We start from the raw sequence: 14,306 nt of genomic DNA on the forward strand, positions 1-14,306 counted from the left end.
AGTTACCATGCCGATCAAAGCCATCCTCACCGACATCGAAGGCACCACCAGCGCCGTCAGCTTCGTCTTCGACGTGCTCTTCCCCTATGCCGCCGCGCACCTGCCGGATTTCGTCCGCGAGCACGCCGGCGAGGCGGAAGTGGCCGCGCAGCTGGACGCGGTGCGCGCCGAGAGCGGCGAAGCCGGCGCCGACGTCGAGCGCTGCATCGCCATCCTCCTGCAATGGATCGCCGAAGACCGCAAGGCCACGCCGCTGAAAGCGCTGCAGGGCATGGTCTGGGAGCAGGGCTACCGCGCCGGCCAGCTCAAGGGCCACGTCTACCCGGACGCGGTGGAAGCGCTGCGCCGCTGGAAGGCCGAGGGCTATGACCTGTACGTCTACTCCTCCGGCTCGATCCAGGCGCAGAAGCTGATCTTCGGCTGCTCCGAGGCCGGCGACCTGGCGCCGCTGTTCTCCGGCTACTTCGACACCACCAGCGGGCCCAAGCGCGAGGCCGCCTCCTACGCGCGCATCGTCCAGGCCATCGGCCTGCCGGCGGAGCAGGTGCTGTTCCTCTCCGACGTGGTGCAGGAGCTGGACGCCGCCCGCGAGGCGGGCCTGGCGACCATCGGCCTGGCCCGCGAAGGCGGCGCCCTGGAAGGCCACGAGACGCAGGCCAGCTTCGCCCTGATCGACCCGGCCCGCTGCTGAGGCCGCCGCCGTCTATGCTGGAGGGCACACCTCCAGCAGCGGGAGCGGCGCCATGGGTTCGACCTTCAACGGCCTGATCGGCCTGATCATCTTCGCCCTCGACGTCTGGGCGATCATCAGCGTGCTCAAGAGCAGCGCGGACGTGCCCATCAAGATCATCTGGGTGTTGGTGATCCTCATCCTGCCGCTGCTCGGGCTGGTGATCTGGGCGATCGCCGGGCCCAAGGGCAACGTGCGGGTTTGACCTCGGGCTGGTCGTATCGGTGGACGATCCGGCGCGGCCGGTGAATCCAATCGCGGACGGAGTCCGCTCCTACAGGTCCCGGGAGGCATGATCGTAGGATGGGTTGAGCCTGCGAAACCCATGCGGTTGCGCTGATGGGTATCGCTTCGCTCAACACCATCCTACGAAAAGCCATGCTCGCTCATGCTGTAGGAGCGGACTCTGTCCGCGATCGGGCCGCGAAACCGTCAGATCAGCTCCAACTCCCGCGACGCCCCCACCATCACCCCCTCCAGCCGCAGCAGCGCCTCCTTGCGCGGCAGGCCGCCGCCGTAGCCGGTGAGGCTGCCGTCGCGGCCGATCACCCGGTGGCAGGGGATGATGATGCTGATCGGATTGGCGCCGTTGGCCGCGCCCACCGCGCGCACCGCCTTCGGCCGGCCGATGCGTTCGGCCAGGTCGGCGTACCAGGTGGTGTGGCCGTAGGGAATCTGCGTCAGCGCGTGCCAGACCTGGCGCTGGAACTCGGTGCCCTGGGGCGCCAGGCGCACGTCGAAGACCTTGCGCTTGCCGGCGAAGTATTCGTCCAACTGCCGCATCACGGCGTCGAGCTGGCTGCTGGCCTCGCGCCAGTCCGGGCCCGGCTCGTGGCCTTCGAACGGGGTCATGTAGAGCATGCGCAGGCCCTGTTCGTCGCCGGCCAGCAGCAGGCGGCAGAGGGGGCTGTCGTAGTAGCGGTAATGCATGGCTTCATCCTCCGATGCGGCTGCCTTGCGAATAGGCTTGCCAGAGATAGACGGCGGCGTAGGCGCGCCAGGGGCGCCAGGCCTCGGCGCGGCGTTGCAGGTCGCGGGCGGTGGTGCCGGCCTCGCCCCAGACCGGCGACTTGAGCAGGCCCAGGTCGGCGGTGGGGAAGGCGTCGGCCTCGCCGAAGGCGCGCAGGGCCACGTACTCGGCGGTCCAGGGGCCGATGCCGGGCAGCTCGCAGAGGCGTTTCACCAGCGCTTGCGCGCCATCCTCCACGTGCAGTTCCAGGGCGCCTTCGGCCACCGCGGCGGCGAAGCGCTGCAGGCTGGCCACGCGCTTGCCGGGCATGCCGATGCCGTCGAGGTTCGCCTCGGCCAGGGCCCGCGGGGTAGGGAAGAGGTATTGCGGGCCGTCGGCCACGGCGTTGCCCAGGGGCTGGCCGAGGCGCTGCACCAGGCGGCCGGTGATGGTCACCGCGGCCTTCACCGTGACCTGCTGGCCGACGATGGCGCGCACCGCCTGCTCGAACGGATCGAAGGCGCAGGGCAGGCGCAGCCCTGGCCAGGCCTCGACGAGCGGGCGCAGCAGCGGGTCGGCGCCCAGGTGCGCGGCCACCGCCCGCGGGTCGCTGTCCAGGTCGAACATCTTGCGCACCCGCGCGGCCAGCGGGGCGCTGTCGGCGCCGGCGCCGTCCAGGTGCAGCTCCAGGCGCAGCGCCGGCTCGTCGGCCAGCGGGCGGATGTCCATCCAGCCGGGCACGCCATCCAGGCGCAGGCTGCGTCGGTAATGCGCCTCGCCCAGGGTTTCCACCCCGGCCAGGCGGCGCAGGGCGAAATGGGCGTGGAACTGTGCCCAGTCCCAGGGCAGCTGGTAGGGCAGGTGCAGGACGAGGGGCGTGATGGGTGCGTTCATGGCGCTGACCATAACCCGCCGCTGCCGCGCTGTCGTCCCGCAGCTGGCTTTCAAAGTGAGTGGGCAAAGTGAGCGGGCAAGGTGAATGGGCGAAGTGCGCGGGTTCGACCTGTCATGCCTCGCACAGTAGAATGCGCGCCTTTCACGGCCGGCCCTCGGCCCGCTTCATTCACCGTCGAACCGGGAGACCGCCCATGCGCGATTACCAGGAAACCCTCTACGAAGGCTACGGCCAGCGTTTCAGCGTCGACCAGCTGCTCCACGAGGTGCGCACCGAGCACCAGCACCTGGTGATCTTCGAGAACGCCCGCATGGGCCGGGTGATGGCCCTGGACGGGGTGATCCAGACCACCGAGGCCGATGAGTTCATCTACCACGAGATGCTCACCCACGTGCCCATCCTCGCCCATGGCGCGGCCAAGCGCGTGCTGATCATCGGCGGCGGCGACGGCGGCATGCTGCGCGAGGTGTGCAAGCACGCCAGCGTCGAGCACATCACCATGGTCGAGATCGACGGCACCGTGGTCGACATGTGCAAGCAATTCCTGCCGCGCCATTCCAACGGCGCCTTCGACGATGCGCGCCTGGACCTGGTGATCGACGACGGCATGCGCTTCGTCGCCACCACCGAGCGCAGGTTCGACGTGATCATCTCCGACTCCACCGACCCCATCGGCCCGGGCGAGGTGCTGTTCTCCGAGAACTTCTACCAGGCCTGCCACCGCTGCCTGAACCCGGGCGGCGTGCTGGTCACCCAGAACGGCACCCCGTTCATGCAGCTGGACACCGTGCGCAACACCGCCGGTCGGATGAACGGCCTGTTCGCCGACTGGCACTTCTACCAGGCGGCGGTGCCCACCTACATCGGCGGCGCCATGACCTTCGCCTGGGGCGCCCTTGAGCCCGCCCTGCGCCGCGTGCCGCTGGAAACCCTGCGCCAGCGCTTCGCCGCCAGCGGCATCGCCACCCGCTACTACAACCCGGAAATCCACCAGGGCGCCTTCGCCCTGCCGCAGTACGTGCTGCAGGCCATCGGCAAGCCGCACAACGACTGATCCGCAAGCGCCGTTGTCGGAACCATCCGGCGGCGGCGACTCTTTTTTCACCTGCGTTGGGCATAATCCGACACCTTGACGGCACTTTCTTAAGGTCCGGCTAATTTTCACCGACTAGAATGCGCCGCCCGCTCCACGTCCCGCTCCCGGACGTGGAGCCTCCGCGCCTCCCCGCAGGGGAGGGCGCCCGAACCGAACGTTGCACAGAACGGAACCTGAAACATGGGCCAATCGGAAGTCCTGAATACCCGCCAGCGCGCCGCCAACCTGGCGCGCGCCACGGTGTCCAGCCACCTGGGGTTCATCCTGCTCGGCAGCCTGGCGCTGATGCTGATGTTCTCCCTGTTGCGCCTGGCGCTGCTGATCTACAACCGCGAGCTGATCGGCGACACCCCGGCCAGCGCCTTCGTCGAGGCCTTCGTCACCGGGCTGCGCTTCGACATCCGCGCGGTGATCTTGATAGTCGCGCCGATGATCTTCGCCCTGGCCAGCGTCACCGCCATGCGCTGGCGCATGTTCTGGCGCCTGTGGCTGACCGCCCTGGCCAGCCTGACGCTGTTCCTCGGCGTGCTGGAGCTGGACTTCTACCGCGAGTTCCACCAGCGCCTGAACAGCCTGGTGTTCCAGTACATGTCCGAAGACCCGAAGACGGTCATGAGCATGATCTGGTACGGCTACCCGGTGGTCCGCTACCTGCTGGCCTGGGCCGTGGCCACCTGGCTGCTGTTCATGCTGTTCCGCGGCGTCGACCGCGCCACCCGGCCCAGCGCCGTGGGCGCCTCGGCCGCCGCCTGGTACCTGCGCGTCGCCGCCCTGCTGGTGGTGGTGCTGGTGGCCGGCGTCGCCTACCGCGGCACCCTGCGCCAGGGCCCGCCGCTGCGCTGGGGCGATGCCTTCACCACCGACTCGATGTTCGCCAACCACCTGGGCCTGAACGGCTCCATGACCCTGCTCAAGGCCGCCGAGGACCGCTTCGGCGAGGACCGCGCGAACATCTGGAAGGCCACACTGCCCGACGACCAGGCCCGCGACACCGTGCGGCAGATGCTGCTGACGCCCAACGACAAGCTGGTCGACGCCGACGACGCGGCCATCCGCCGCGACTTCACCCCACCGGCCGAAGGCACGCTGCCGGGCGTGAAGAACGTGGTGGTGATCCTCATGGAAAGCTTCGCCGGCCACTTCGTCGGCGCCCTGGGCGCACCGGGCAACATCACCCCGTACTTCGACAAGCTGTCGAAGGAAGGCCTGCTGTTCACCCAGTTCTTCTCCAACGGCACCCATACCCACCAGGGCATGTTCGCCACCATGGCCTGCTTCCCCAACCTGCCGGGCTTCGAGTACCTGATGCAGACGCCCGAGGGCGGCCACAAGTTCTCCGGCCTGCCGCAGCTGCTCAGCGCGCGCCAGTTCGACGACGTCTACGTCTACAACGGCGACTTCGCCTGGGACAACCAGTCCGGCTTCTTCGCCAACCAGGGCATGACCACCTTCGTCGGCCGCAATGACTTCGTGAACCCGGTGTTCTCCGACCCGACCTGGGGCGTGTCCGACCAGGACATGTTCTCCCGCGGCAACGAGGAGCTGGACCGCCTGGCGGCCAGCGGCAAGCCGTTCTACGCCCTGCTGCAGACGCTCTCCAACCACGTGCCCTACGCCCTGCCCAAGGACCTGCCGGTGGAGCGCGTGACCGGCAACGGCAGCCTCGACGAGCACCTGACCGCCATGCGCTACTCCGACTGGGCGCTGGGCCAGTTCTTCGAGAAGGCGAAGAAGTCGCCGTACTACAAGGACACCCTGTTCGTGGTGGTGGGCGACCACGGCTTCGGCGCGCCGGAACAGCTGACCGAGATGGACCTGTTCCGCTTCAACGTGCCGCTGCTGATCATCGCCCCGGGCATCCAGGAGAAGTACGGCGCCAGCCGCGACACCGTCGGCACCCAGATCGACATCGTGCCGACCATCATGGGCCGCCTGGGCGGCGAGGTGCGCCACCAGTGCTGGGGCCGCGACCTGCTGAACCTGCCGGCCGGCGACAAGGGCTTCGGCGTGATCAAGCCCTCGGGCAGCGAACAGGTGGTGGCCATCCTTTCCGGCAACCGCATCCTGATCAAGCCCAAGGAAGGCGACATCCGCGTGTACGACTACCAGGTCGGCGCCCATCCCAAGGCCGAGCGCGTGCAGAGCGTGCCGGACGAGGCCGAGCTGAAGAAGCGCCTGGAATCCTTCATCCAGACCGCCACCAGGAGCCTGCTGAACAACACCACCGGCGTGGTGGACAGCAAGCCGGACAGCGACTGACCGGCGCGTGACGGAGAAGGGGCCTGCGGGCCCCTTTTTCGTGGGCGGCGCTTTAAGATTTGGTTATAAATTAAGTCGATATTGATATAAGCGCTTATAAGGAAAGCCGCTATCCTGCCCGCCGGTTTTCGCAAGCCGTTCACGGCTTTCAGGAAGGGTTGATGGAATTCGGCGTCCTTGGTTTCGTTGTCGCAGGCTTGCTGGTCGGGTTCATCGTGGGCATGACCGGCGTCGGCGGCGGTTCGCTGATGACGCCCATCCTGCTCTGGTTCGGCATCAACCCGGCTGCCGCCGTGGGCACCGACCTGCTGTACGCGGCCATCACCAAGTCCGGCGGCGTGCTGGTGCACACCCGGCACAAGAACGTCGACTGGCGCATCACCGGCTGGCTGACCCTCGGCAGCGTGCCGGCGGCGGGGCTGACCCTGCTGTTCCTGCACAGCCTGGGCGCCGACACCCAGGCGCTGAACACGGTGATCAAGCACGCCCTGGGCGTGGTCCTGCTGCTCACCGCCCTGGCCATCCTGTTCAAGCAGAAGCTGCTGGCCTTCGCCCACAAGCATGCCGGCGACCACTACCACCTGGGCGGCGCCAGCCTCAACGGCCTCACCATTCTCACCGGCGTGGTGCTTGGCGCCATGGTCGCGCTGACCTCCATCGGCGCCGGCGCGCTGGGCACGGTGGCGCTGTTCGTGCTCTATCCCTTCCTCGCCACCCGCCGCCTGGTGGGCACCGAGATCGCCCACGCGGTGCCCCTGACCCTGGTGGCCGGCCTGGGCCACGCCAGCATGGGCAACATGGACTGGCAACTGCTGGGGTACCTGCTGTGCGGTTCGCTGCCGGGGATCTACCTGGGCAGCCATCTGTCCGGGCGCATCTCGGACAACGTCCTGCGGCCGTGCCTGGCGGTGATGCTGTTCAGCATTGGCTACAAGCTGGTGTTCTGATTCGGTTCGGCGGTTCTCTGGGGTCGTGGGAGCGAGCTTGCTCGCGAATGGAGCTTCCCGGCGGTGTAGGCGCTCTTAACCCCTACGGCACTGCGCCGGCAGTTGCTCCAGTCACTACCGCGCGAATGAAAAAAGCCGCGCAGGAGTGAGGCGCGGCTGGAAGCGGCGGGCGTCGGGAGGGGCCCGCCGAAAGCGTCGGCTTCAGTGGTGCCCGCAGAGGGCGTCGCGGCCACGTTCGCCGAGGATGTTGAACAGCAGGTTGAGCAGCACGGCCCAGATCGCGGTCATGGCGATGCCGCTGTGGGTGATCGGTTCCATCCAGGCGGGCAGGGCGGCGAAGAAGTCCGGGCGCACCACCGGGACCATGCCCATGCCGATGCTCACCGCCACCAGCAGCTGGTTGCGGCGGTCGACGATGTCCACCTCGTGGAGGATGCGGATGCCGCTGGCGGCGACCATGCCGAACATGGCGATGCCGGCGCCGCCGAGCACCGCCGGCGGGATCGAGGCGACCACGTAGGCGGCCTTGGGCATCAGGCTCAGGAGGATCAGGAAGCCGCCGGCGGCCACGGTGACGAAGCGGCTGCGCACCCCGGTCATCTGCACCAGGCCGATGTTCTGGGCGAACGACGAGTGGGTGAAGGTGTTCATGAAGCCGGCGAAGAACGACGCCGTGGCATCGCACAGCAGGCCGCGGCGCAGGCGCTTGGGGCAGATCTCGTCGTCGGTGATCTTGCCCAGGGCGAGGAACATGCCGGTGGACTCGACGAAGATGATCAGCACCACCAGGCACATCGACAGCACCGGCGCCAGGTGGAAGCTGGGCGCGCCGAAGTGCAGCGGGGTGACCACCTCGAAGGCCGGGCGGGTATCGATGCCGGACAGGTCGACCATGCCCATGGCGCTGGCGACGATATAGCCCAGCAGCATGCCGATGAGCACCGAGACGTTGGTCCAGAAGCCCTTGAGGAAGCGGTTGACCAGCAGGATGGCGGCCAGCACCAGGCTGGACAGGAACAGGTATTCCAGGGCGCCGAAGTTGGCCGCGCCCTTGCCGCCGCCGGCCCAGTTGATGGCCACCGGGAACAGGCACATGCCGATGGAGGTGATCACGGTGCCGGTCACCAGCGGCGGGAAGAAGCGCACGATGCGGCTCATGAAGGGCGCGACGAGCATGCCGAACAGGCCGGCGGCGATGGTCGCGCCGAAGATGCCGTTGATGCCCACGCCGGGCATCCCGGCCATGGCCACCATGCTGCCGACGGCGGCGAAGCTGGCGCCCATCATCACCGGCATGCGGATGCCGATCGGGCCGATGCCCAGCGACTGCACCACGGTGGCGATGCCGGCGACCAGCAGGTCGGCGTTGATCAGGAAGGCGATTTCCTCGCGGGACAGGCCGGCGGCCTGGCCGACGATCAGCGGGACGGCCACGGCGCCGCCGTACATCAGGAGCACGTGCTGGAATCCCACCAGCAGCAGTTGCAGCAACGGCAGACGCTGGTCGGCGGACGAGCCGGCCGCGTGGCGCTCAGTTACCTCGGACATGCAACACCTCGATTTTTTATTGTTGTGTCACTGGTGGACGCCGATCAGGCTCGGCGGCCGGGTAGTACTGGCTCGCCACACCCCCGGGGCCGTGCGGGTGAAGCGGTGCGGGACTTTATAGCGTCGATGTGTATTCGCTTCAATATGTTTTTGTATACAACTATCCGGTCGGCTTGTGAATGACGGGTTCCGGATCGCTCTAGGCCGCGTGTTCCGTGGTCTTGGCGGGATGTAGCCGCAGGTCGGGTGGAACTACATTTTTATTTCATGGGTTCGATGTTCCTGCAGGTGGGTTCAAAGCCTCGTAGGATGGGTTGAGCGAAGCGATACCCATCGCCACGGCAACATGGGTTTCGCAAGCTCAACCCATCCTACGAAGAGCGCCCCTGACGCAGTCGGTAAGATAGTTGCTCCTACAACTCGCCAGCTCGCCGTGAGCCCCCGCGGGCATAAAAAAACCGCACCCGAAGGTGCGGTCTTTCTGGTTCCGGCGAACCGCGGTGGCTCAGTTGGTCTGGGCGCCCTTGGCGATCCAGTTGCCGAGCAGGTTGCGCTCGTCCTGGGTCATCTGGGTGATGTTGCCCAGCGGCATCACCTGCGAGGCCACGGCCAGGGCCTGGATCTTCGCGGCCTGGGCCTGGATCTGCTGCGGGGTGTCGAACATCACGCCGGCCGGGGCCGCGCTGAACAGCGGGCTGGTCGGCTTGGCCGAGTGGCAGGCCACGCAGCGCTCCTGGATCACGTGATGAACCTTGTCGAAATCCACGCCAGCGGGCGCCGAGGCTTGCGCCTGGGCCTGCGCGGCGGCGGGCTTGTCGGCCTCTTCCTTGGCGCGTTCGGCGGCGGTCTTGCCGCCGATGGCGGTTTCCGGCAGCGGCTGGTACTGCACCTGCGCGGCGTTGCCGGCGGGGGCGGCGCTCTGCAGCGTCGGGCCGGTGACGAAGGCCAGGGCGATCATGCCCACGGCGCCGGCGGGCAGGGCCCAGGCCATGCCGTTGCCGTTGTGGCGGGTGTTGAAGTAGTGCCGCACTATTACCGCCAGCGCCGCGATGCACGCCAGGATCAGCCAGTTGTAGTGGCTGCCGTAGGTGCTCGGGAAGTGGTTGCTGATCATGATGAACAGCACCGGCAGGGTGAAGTAGTTGTTGTGGCGCGAACGCAGCAGGCCCTTGGCCGGCAGCACCGGGTCGGGCTCGCGGCCTTCCTCGATGGCCTTAACCAGCGCGCGCTGGGCCGGCATGATCACCCGGAACACGTTGCCGACCATGATGGTGCCGATGATCGCGCCGACGTGCAGGTAGGCGCCGCGGCCGCTGAACACCTGGCTGAGCAGGTAGGCGGCGAGCACCAGCAGGGCGAACAGGATGGCGCCGAGCAGGGCGGGGGTCTTGCCCAGCGGCGAGTCGCACAGGCCGGAGTAGATGAACCAGCCGGCGATCAGCGAGCCGATGCCGATGGCGATGGCCGCGGCGGGCGCCAGGTCGCTGCCCGGGGCCACCAGGTACAGGCTGGGGTTCAGGTAGAAGACGATGGTCAGCAGGCACACGCCCGAGAGCCAGGTGGAGTAGGCCTCCCATTTGAACCAGTGGAGGTTGTCCGGCATCTTCGGCGGCGCCAGCTTGTATTTCTCCAGGTGGTAGATGCCGCCACCGTGGATCGCCCAGAGGTCACCCGAGAGCCCCTCGCGCGGGTTGACGCGGTTGAGGTTGTTTTCCAGCCAGACGAAGTAGAACGAGGCACCGATCCAGGCGATGCCGACGATCATGTGAATCCAGCGAACCAGCAGGTTCGCCCATTCGATGAGATGTGCTTCCACAGTCATTACCTCTTGCCCGGGCGCCGGCGTCGCGGCGGACGGGCCTCTCTTATTAGTTTAGTTGGGGGTCGAGGAGCAGTTGCTCGTCCTCGGTGAAGAAATGCTCGTCGCAGTTGTTGCCGGAACCGCTGCGATCGACCACCAGGAAGTCATCCCGCTTTTCGATCGTCAGCACCGGGTGGTGCCAGACGCCGCGGTGGTAATTGATGCCCTGCCTTCCGTTGGTCAGGAAGGCGCGGACAAGGCCCGGTACAGGTACGTCGCCAAGTGGCGCGACCACGACCAGAAAGGGGTTGCCGAGCAGCGGGATGAAGGCCTGGCTGCCCAGCGGATGACGCTCCAGCATGCGGATGCGCAAGGGCATCTCCAGTGCTTCGGCGCTGAAGATGCTGATGATCGCCTTATCCTCGGGCTGCGCGGTCTCGACCGTGGCGAGCTTGTGATAGCGGCGGGTGGAACCGTTGTTGATCATGAAGTGGGCGCTGCCCTCGGTCTCGATGACATCACCGAACGGGGCGAAGGCTTCCTTGGTCAACGGTTCGATCTTCAGGGTACGCATGGCTGGTCACTTGTATTTGTTGTACTGAACCCGGGCGGGGCCCGGGAACCGCTTTTTCTTTCCGTCATCCCCGCGCCTGCGGGGGCGACGGCGGTGTTTCGCTTACCTGGCCACCTTGCCGAACAGGCGCAGACGGCTGACGCCACCGTCGGGGAAGATGTTCAGGCGCACGTGGGTGATCGGGCCCAGTTCCCTGATCTGTTCGATGAAGGTGTGCTCGTTGTGCATCTGCAGCTTCTGGCTCGGCAGCAGTTCGCGCCAGTACAGGCTCTGGGTGGCGATCTGGTTGTCGGTGCCGCCCTTCACGAAGGCCGCCTGGATGTTGCAGCTCTCCGGGTAGTTGCCCTTGAAGTGCAGGGTGTCGACGACGATCTTCTCGACGATGCCGGCGTGGCCCAGCGCGACAATCACCCAGTCGTTGCCCGGGGTGCGGCGGCGGCCGGTTTCCCAGCCGTCGCCCATGTTCACGCCGCGGCCGGGGTTGAGGATGTTGCTCATGCGGCCGAAGTGTTCGTCGGAGCAGGCGAGGGCGCGGCCGCCGTTGAGGGCCGCGGCCAGGTCGACCTGCTCGTTGGGGTTCTGCTTGGCCCAGTCGCGGAACGGGATGCCGTACACGCGCAGGCGCGCCACGCCGCCGTCCGGGTAGATGTTCAGGCGCAGGTGGGTGTAGGGGCGCTCGTCGCTGATCTCGTGGTAGTGGTGGCTGTTGCCCTGCAGCTCGACGGAGGACAGCACTTCGGTCCATTGGGTGTCGTCGTTCGGCTCGCCCTCGGCCACGAAGCAGCCGTCGATCGAGGCCGACGGCGGGAAGTTGCCGGTGAAGAAGCTGGTGTCGATGTCCACGCCCTTGATCGAGCCCGGCACGCCCAGGCGGATTACCGCGTGGTCATAGCCTTCGAAGCGCTTGCGGCGGGATTCCCAGCCGTCCATCCACTTGCCGTTGTCGTCGAATACGCCTTCCTTCCACACCGCGGGGGTGGGCTGCAGCATGCGGCTGGCAGCGGCGAACCATTCGTCGGTGACGCTGATCACCTTGCTCCCCAGGCGCTCGTCGGCCAGGTTGACGAATTTCTCGAAGGGAGCGTTGTAGGTTCTCATCTTGTTCTCCTTGGTGACGTGAATTTCCGGTTGCGCGGCTCAGAGCTGCTGCAGGCGGAACATCGCGATCTTGTTGATCTCGGCCAGGGCGGTCTGGAATTCCTGCTCCGGCGTGTTGTGGATGCGCTCCTCGAAGGCCGCGAGGATCTGGTGGCGGTTGCTGCCCTTCACCGCCTTGATGAAGGGGAAGCCGAATTTCGCCTTGTACACATCGTTGAGTTCGTTGAAGCGGGCGAATTCCTCGGCAGTGCATTCGTGGATGCCGGCGCCGGCCTGCTCGGAGGTGCTGGAGGCGGTCAGCTCGCCGCGCACCGCGGCCTTGCCGGCGAGGTCCGGGTGAGCATTGATCAGTGCCAGCTGGGCTTCATGGCTGGCCGACAGGAGGATGTCGGCCATGCGCTGCTGCAGGCTCTCGATGTCGTTGAGGCTTTCGTCCACGCCCAGGTCGTAGGCCTTCTCGGCCACCCAGGGGGAGTGTTCGTAGATGTCGGCGAAGGCGGCGACGAAGGCCGCGCGGTCGAGGCTGGCCGGGGTGAGGGTCTGGAAGCGGCTCATGCCTGGCTCTCCTTGAACGGGTGCTTTTCGTGCCAGTGGCGGGCGATGTCGACGCGGCGGGCGATCCACACTTTCTCGTGGCCCTTCACGTACTGGATGAAGCGCTCCAGCGCGGCCAGGCGCGCCGGGCGGCCGAGCAGGCGGCAGTGCATGCCGATGGAGAGCATCTTCGGCGCACCCTCGGCGCCTTCGGCGTAGAGCACGTCGAAGGCGTCCTTGAGGTATTCGAAGAAGTCGTCGCCCTTGTTGAAGCCCTGCACCTGGGTGAAGCGCATGTCGTTGGTGTCCAGGGTGTAGGGGATCACCAGGTGCGGCTTCTCGGCGGTGCTCTGCGGGTCCCAGTAGGGCAGGTCGTCGTCGTAGGTGTCGGAGTCGTAGAGGAAGCCGCCTTCCTCACGCACCAGGCGCCGGGTGTTCGGGCCGGTGCGGCCGGTGTACCAGCCCTGCGGGCGCTCGCCGGTCAGCTCGGTGAGGATGCGGATGGCCTCCAGCAGGTGCTCGCGCTCCTGGGCCTCGTCCATGTACTGGTAGTCGATCCAGCGGTAGCCGTGGCTGCAGATCTCGTGGCCGGCGGCGACCATCGCCTTGATCACATCCGGGTGGCGCTGGGCGGCCATGGCCACGGCGAAGATGGTCAGCGGCAGGTCGTATTTCCTGAACAGCTTGAGCAGGCGCCAGACGCCGGCGCGGCTGCCGTATTCGTAGAGGGATTCCATGCTCATGTTGCGTGCGCCCTGCAGCGGCTGGGCGGCGACCATCTCGGAGAGGAAGGCCTCGGATTCCTTGTCGCCATGGAGGATGCAGCGCTCGCCGCCTTCCTCGTAGTTGAGCACGAAGGACAGCGCGATGCGGGCGTCGCCCGGCCAGTGCGGGTGGGGAGGGTTGTCGGCGTAACCGATCAGGTCGCGTGGGTAGTCAGCGCTCACTGCAGTGTTCCTTCTTGTTGGGGGTGGCGCGGGCGGTAGGGCGTGCGTCACCGTGTTGCGAGACATTGTATACAAGTTGTGTGGCCGTATGTAAATACAATCCCGCGTGCCGATTTCGCCATCCGTCGTCATCCGCATCCGTCGGTAAAGCAAGCAAACTGCCTGCCCGAACGGTCAGCCCGGCGGGCTGTGGCCTTCCTGGCTCCGGCTGCGGATCGAAATGCCGCGTGCTGGTGCGCGGGTGCCGTTTCGGGGCGCTGGAGCAAATTTTTTGTATACAATGTTTGGGTGATGGCGTATTTTCGTCCCATCCAATCCACCCGGCCGGCCGCCGCCTGCGGGGTGCAACCCACACCACACCGAGAAGGAGGACGGCGTCCGCCGGCCGCGCCGGGGATGCCCAGAGCCCATGGGACGTTTGACGACGCACGTACTGGATTCCGCCCACGGCTGCCCCGGCCATGGCATCAAGGTCGAGCTCTACCGCGTGGAAGGCCAGCAGCTGGAACTGGTCGCCACCCGCGTGACCAACGACGACGGCCGCTGCGACGAGCCGCTGCTGCAGGGCGAGGACTTCCGCGCCGGGGTCTACCAGCTGCAGTTCAACGCCGGCGACTACTACCGCGCCCGTGGCGTGCAACTGCCGCAACCGGCCTTCCTCGACCAGGTGGTGCTGCGCTTCGGCATCGCCTCGGAAAGCGACCACTACCACGTGCCGCTGCTGATCTCGCCGTACAGCTACTCGACCTACCGCGGCAGCTAGGCCGCCACCGACTTCCCACCCGACTCTTCGTGGAGTCCCATCGGCCCGCCTCTGGCGGGTCTTTTTTTTGCCTGTGCGTTCTTGCGCCGAGAGGCTTTCGTAGGATGGGTTGAGCTTGCGAAACCCATCGGGCAATGGCGATGGGTATCGCTCCACTCCACCCCC

General features: G+C 66.8%; 14 protein-coding genes. 6 read left to right on the forward strand and 8 right to left on the reverse strand.

What is annotated here, in order from left to right; translation table 11 throughout:
- The first annotated feature begins 7 nt into the window (after positions 1-7).
- Positions 8-691, forward strand: a complete 684-nt coding sequence (gene mtnC, locus QSJ95_RS25605) for an acireductone synthase (RefSeq protein ID WP_058490240.1) — start codon at positions 8-10, stop codon at positions 689-691.
- Between the two features lie 52 nt (positions 692-743).
- The gene (locus QSJ95_RS25610) at positions 744-935 is read left to right on the forward strand and encodes a PLDc N-terminal domain-containing protein (RefSeq protein ID WP_043272153.1); all 192 of its coding nucleotides are present in this window, start codon (positions 744-746) and stop codon (positions 933-935) included.
- A 227-nt stretch (positions 936-1,162) separates the two neighbouring features.
- On the opposite strand, the gene QSJ95_RS25615 is transcribed toward QSJ95_RS25610, so the two are convergent.
- Both QSJ95_RS25615 and QSJ95_RS25620 read right to left on the reverse strand, forming a co-directional pair.
- Positions 1,163-1,660, reverse strand: coding sequence for a methylated-DNA--[protein]-cysteine S-methyltransferase (locus QSJ95_RS25615; protein WP_285646256.1), 498 nt, complete (start codon positions 1,658-1,660; stop codon positions 1,163-1,165).
- 4 nt (positions 1,661-1,664) lie between these two features.
- Positions 1,665-2,573, reverse strand: coding sequence for a DNA-3-methyladenine glycosylase family protein (locus QSJ95_RS25620; protein ID WP_285646258.1), 909 nt, complete (start codon positions 2,571-2,573; stop codon positions 1,665-1,667).
- 194 nt (positions 2,574-2,767) lie between these two features.
- Between QSJ95_RS25620 and speE the strand changes: the two genes are divergently transcribed.
- The 3 genes from speE (at position 2,768) to QSJ95_RS25635 (ending at position 6,876) form a co-directional block, all read left to right on the forward strand.
- Entirely contained in the window at positions 2,768-3,628 is an 861-nt protein-coding gene (gene speE, locus QSJ95_RS25625) for a polyamine aminopropyltransferase (protein ID WP_285646260.1), read from the forward strand.
- 222 nt (positions 3,629-3,850) lie between these two features.
- Positions 3,851-5,929, forward strand: coding sequence for an LTA synthase family protein (locus QSJ95_RS25630; protein ID WP_285646264.1), 2,079 nt, complete (start codon positions 3,851-3,853; stop codon positions 5,927-5,929).
- A gap of 161 nt (positions 5,930-6,090) precedes the next feature.
- Positions 6,091-6,876: a sulfite exporter TauE/SafE family protein gene (locus QSJ95_RS25635; protein WP_009618662.1), complete on the forward strand. Its 786-nt coding sequence runs from the start codon at positions 6,091-6,093 to the stop codon at positions 6,874-6,876.
- A gap of 201 nt (positions 6,877-7,077) precedes the next feature.
- Here QSJ95_RS25635 and QSJ95_RS25640 read toward each other — a convergent pair whose 3' ends face one another.
- The 6 genes from QSJ95_RS25640 to puuE form a co-directional block, all read right to left on the reverse strand.
- Positions 7,078-8,424, reverse strand: coding sequence for a nucleobase:cation symporter-2 family protein (locus tag QSJ95_RS25640; protein WP_064582626.1), 1,347 nt, complete (start codon positions 8,422-8,424; stop codon positions 7,078-7,080).
- Positions 8,425-8,929: 505 nt separating this feature from the next.
- Entirely contained in the window at positions 8,930-10,240 is a 1,311-nt protein-coding gene (locus QSJ95_RS25645) for a urate hydroxylase PuuD (RefSeq protein WP_043272257.1), read from the reverse strand.
- Positions 10,241-10,292: 52 nt separating this feature from the next.
- Complete coding sequence (locus QSJ95_RS25650) at positions 10,293-10,799, reverse strand: ureidoglycolate lyase (RefSeq protein ID WP_043272149.1); 507 nt, start codon at positions 10,797-10,799, stop codon at positions 10,293-10,295.
- A gap of 102 nt (positions 10,800-10,901) precedes the next feature.
- Positions 10,902-11,897: an allantoicase gene (alc, locus tag QSJ95_RS25655; protein WP_285646266.1), complete on the reverse strand. Its 996-nt coding sequence runs from the start codon at positions 11,895-11,897 to the stop codon at positions 10,902-10,904.
- A gap of 39 nt (positions 11,898-11,936) precedes the next feature.
- Positions 11,937-12,452, reverse strand: coding sequence for a 2-oxo-4-hydroxy-4-carboxy-5-ureidoimidazoline decarboxylase (gene uraD / locus QSJ95_RS25660; RefSeq protein ID WP_285646268.1), 516 nt, complete (start codon positions 12,450-12,452; stop codon positions 11,937-11,939).
- On the reverse strand, positions 12,449-13,378 hold the full coding sequence (gene puuE / locus QSJ95_RS25665; RefSeq protein WP_285646270.1) for an allantoinase PuuE: 930 nt from the start codon (positions 13,376-13,378) through the stop codon (positions 12,449-12,451). Before puuE ends, uraD begins: the two co-directional genes overlap by 4 nt.
- A gap of 409 nt (positions 13,379-13,787) precedes the next feature.
- Between puuE and uraH the strand changes: the two genes are divergently transcribed.
- Entirely contained in the window at positions 13,788-14,141 is a 354-nt protein-coding gene (gene uraH, locus QSJ95_RS25670) for a hydroxyisourate hydrolase (protein ID WP_009618677.1), read from the forward strand.
- The last annotated feature ends 165 nt before the right edge of the window (positions 14,142-14,306 follow it).

Origin of the sequence: Pseudomonas sp. NBRC 100443, assembly GCF_030268185.1 — a bacterium.
Lineage (GTDB): Bacteria > Pseudomonadota > Gammaproteobacteria > Pseudomonadales > Pseudomonadaceae > Pseudomonas > Pseudomonas citronellolis.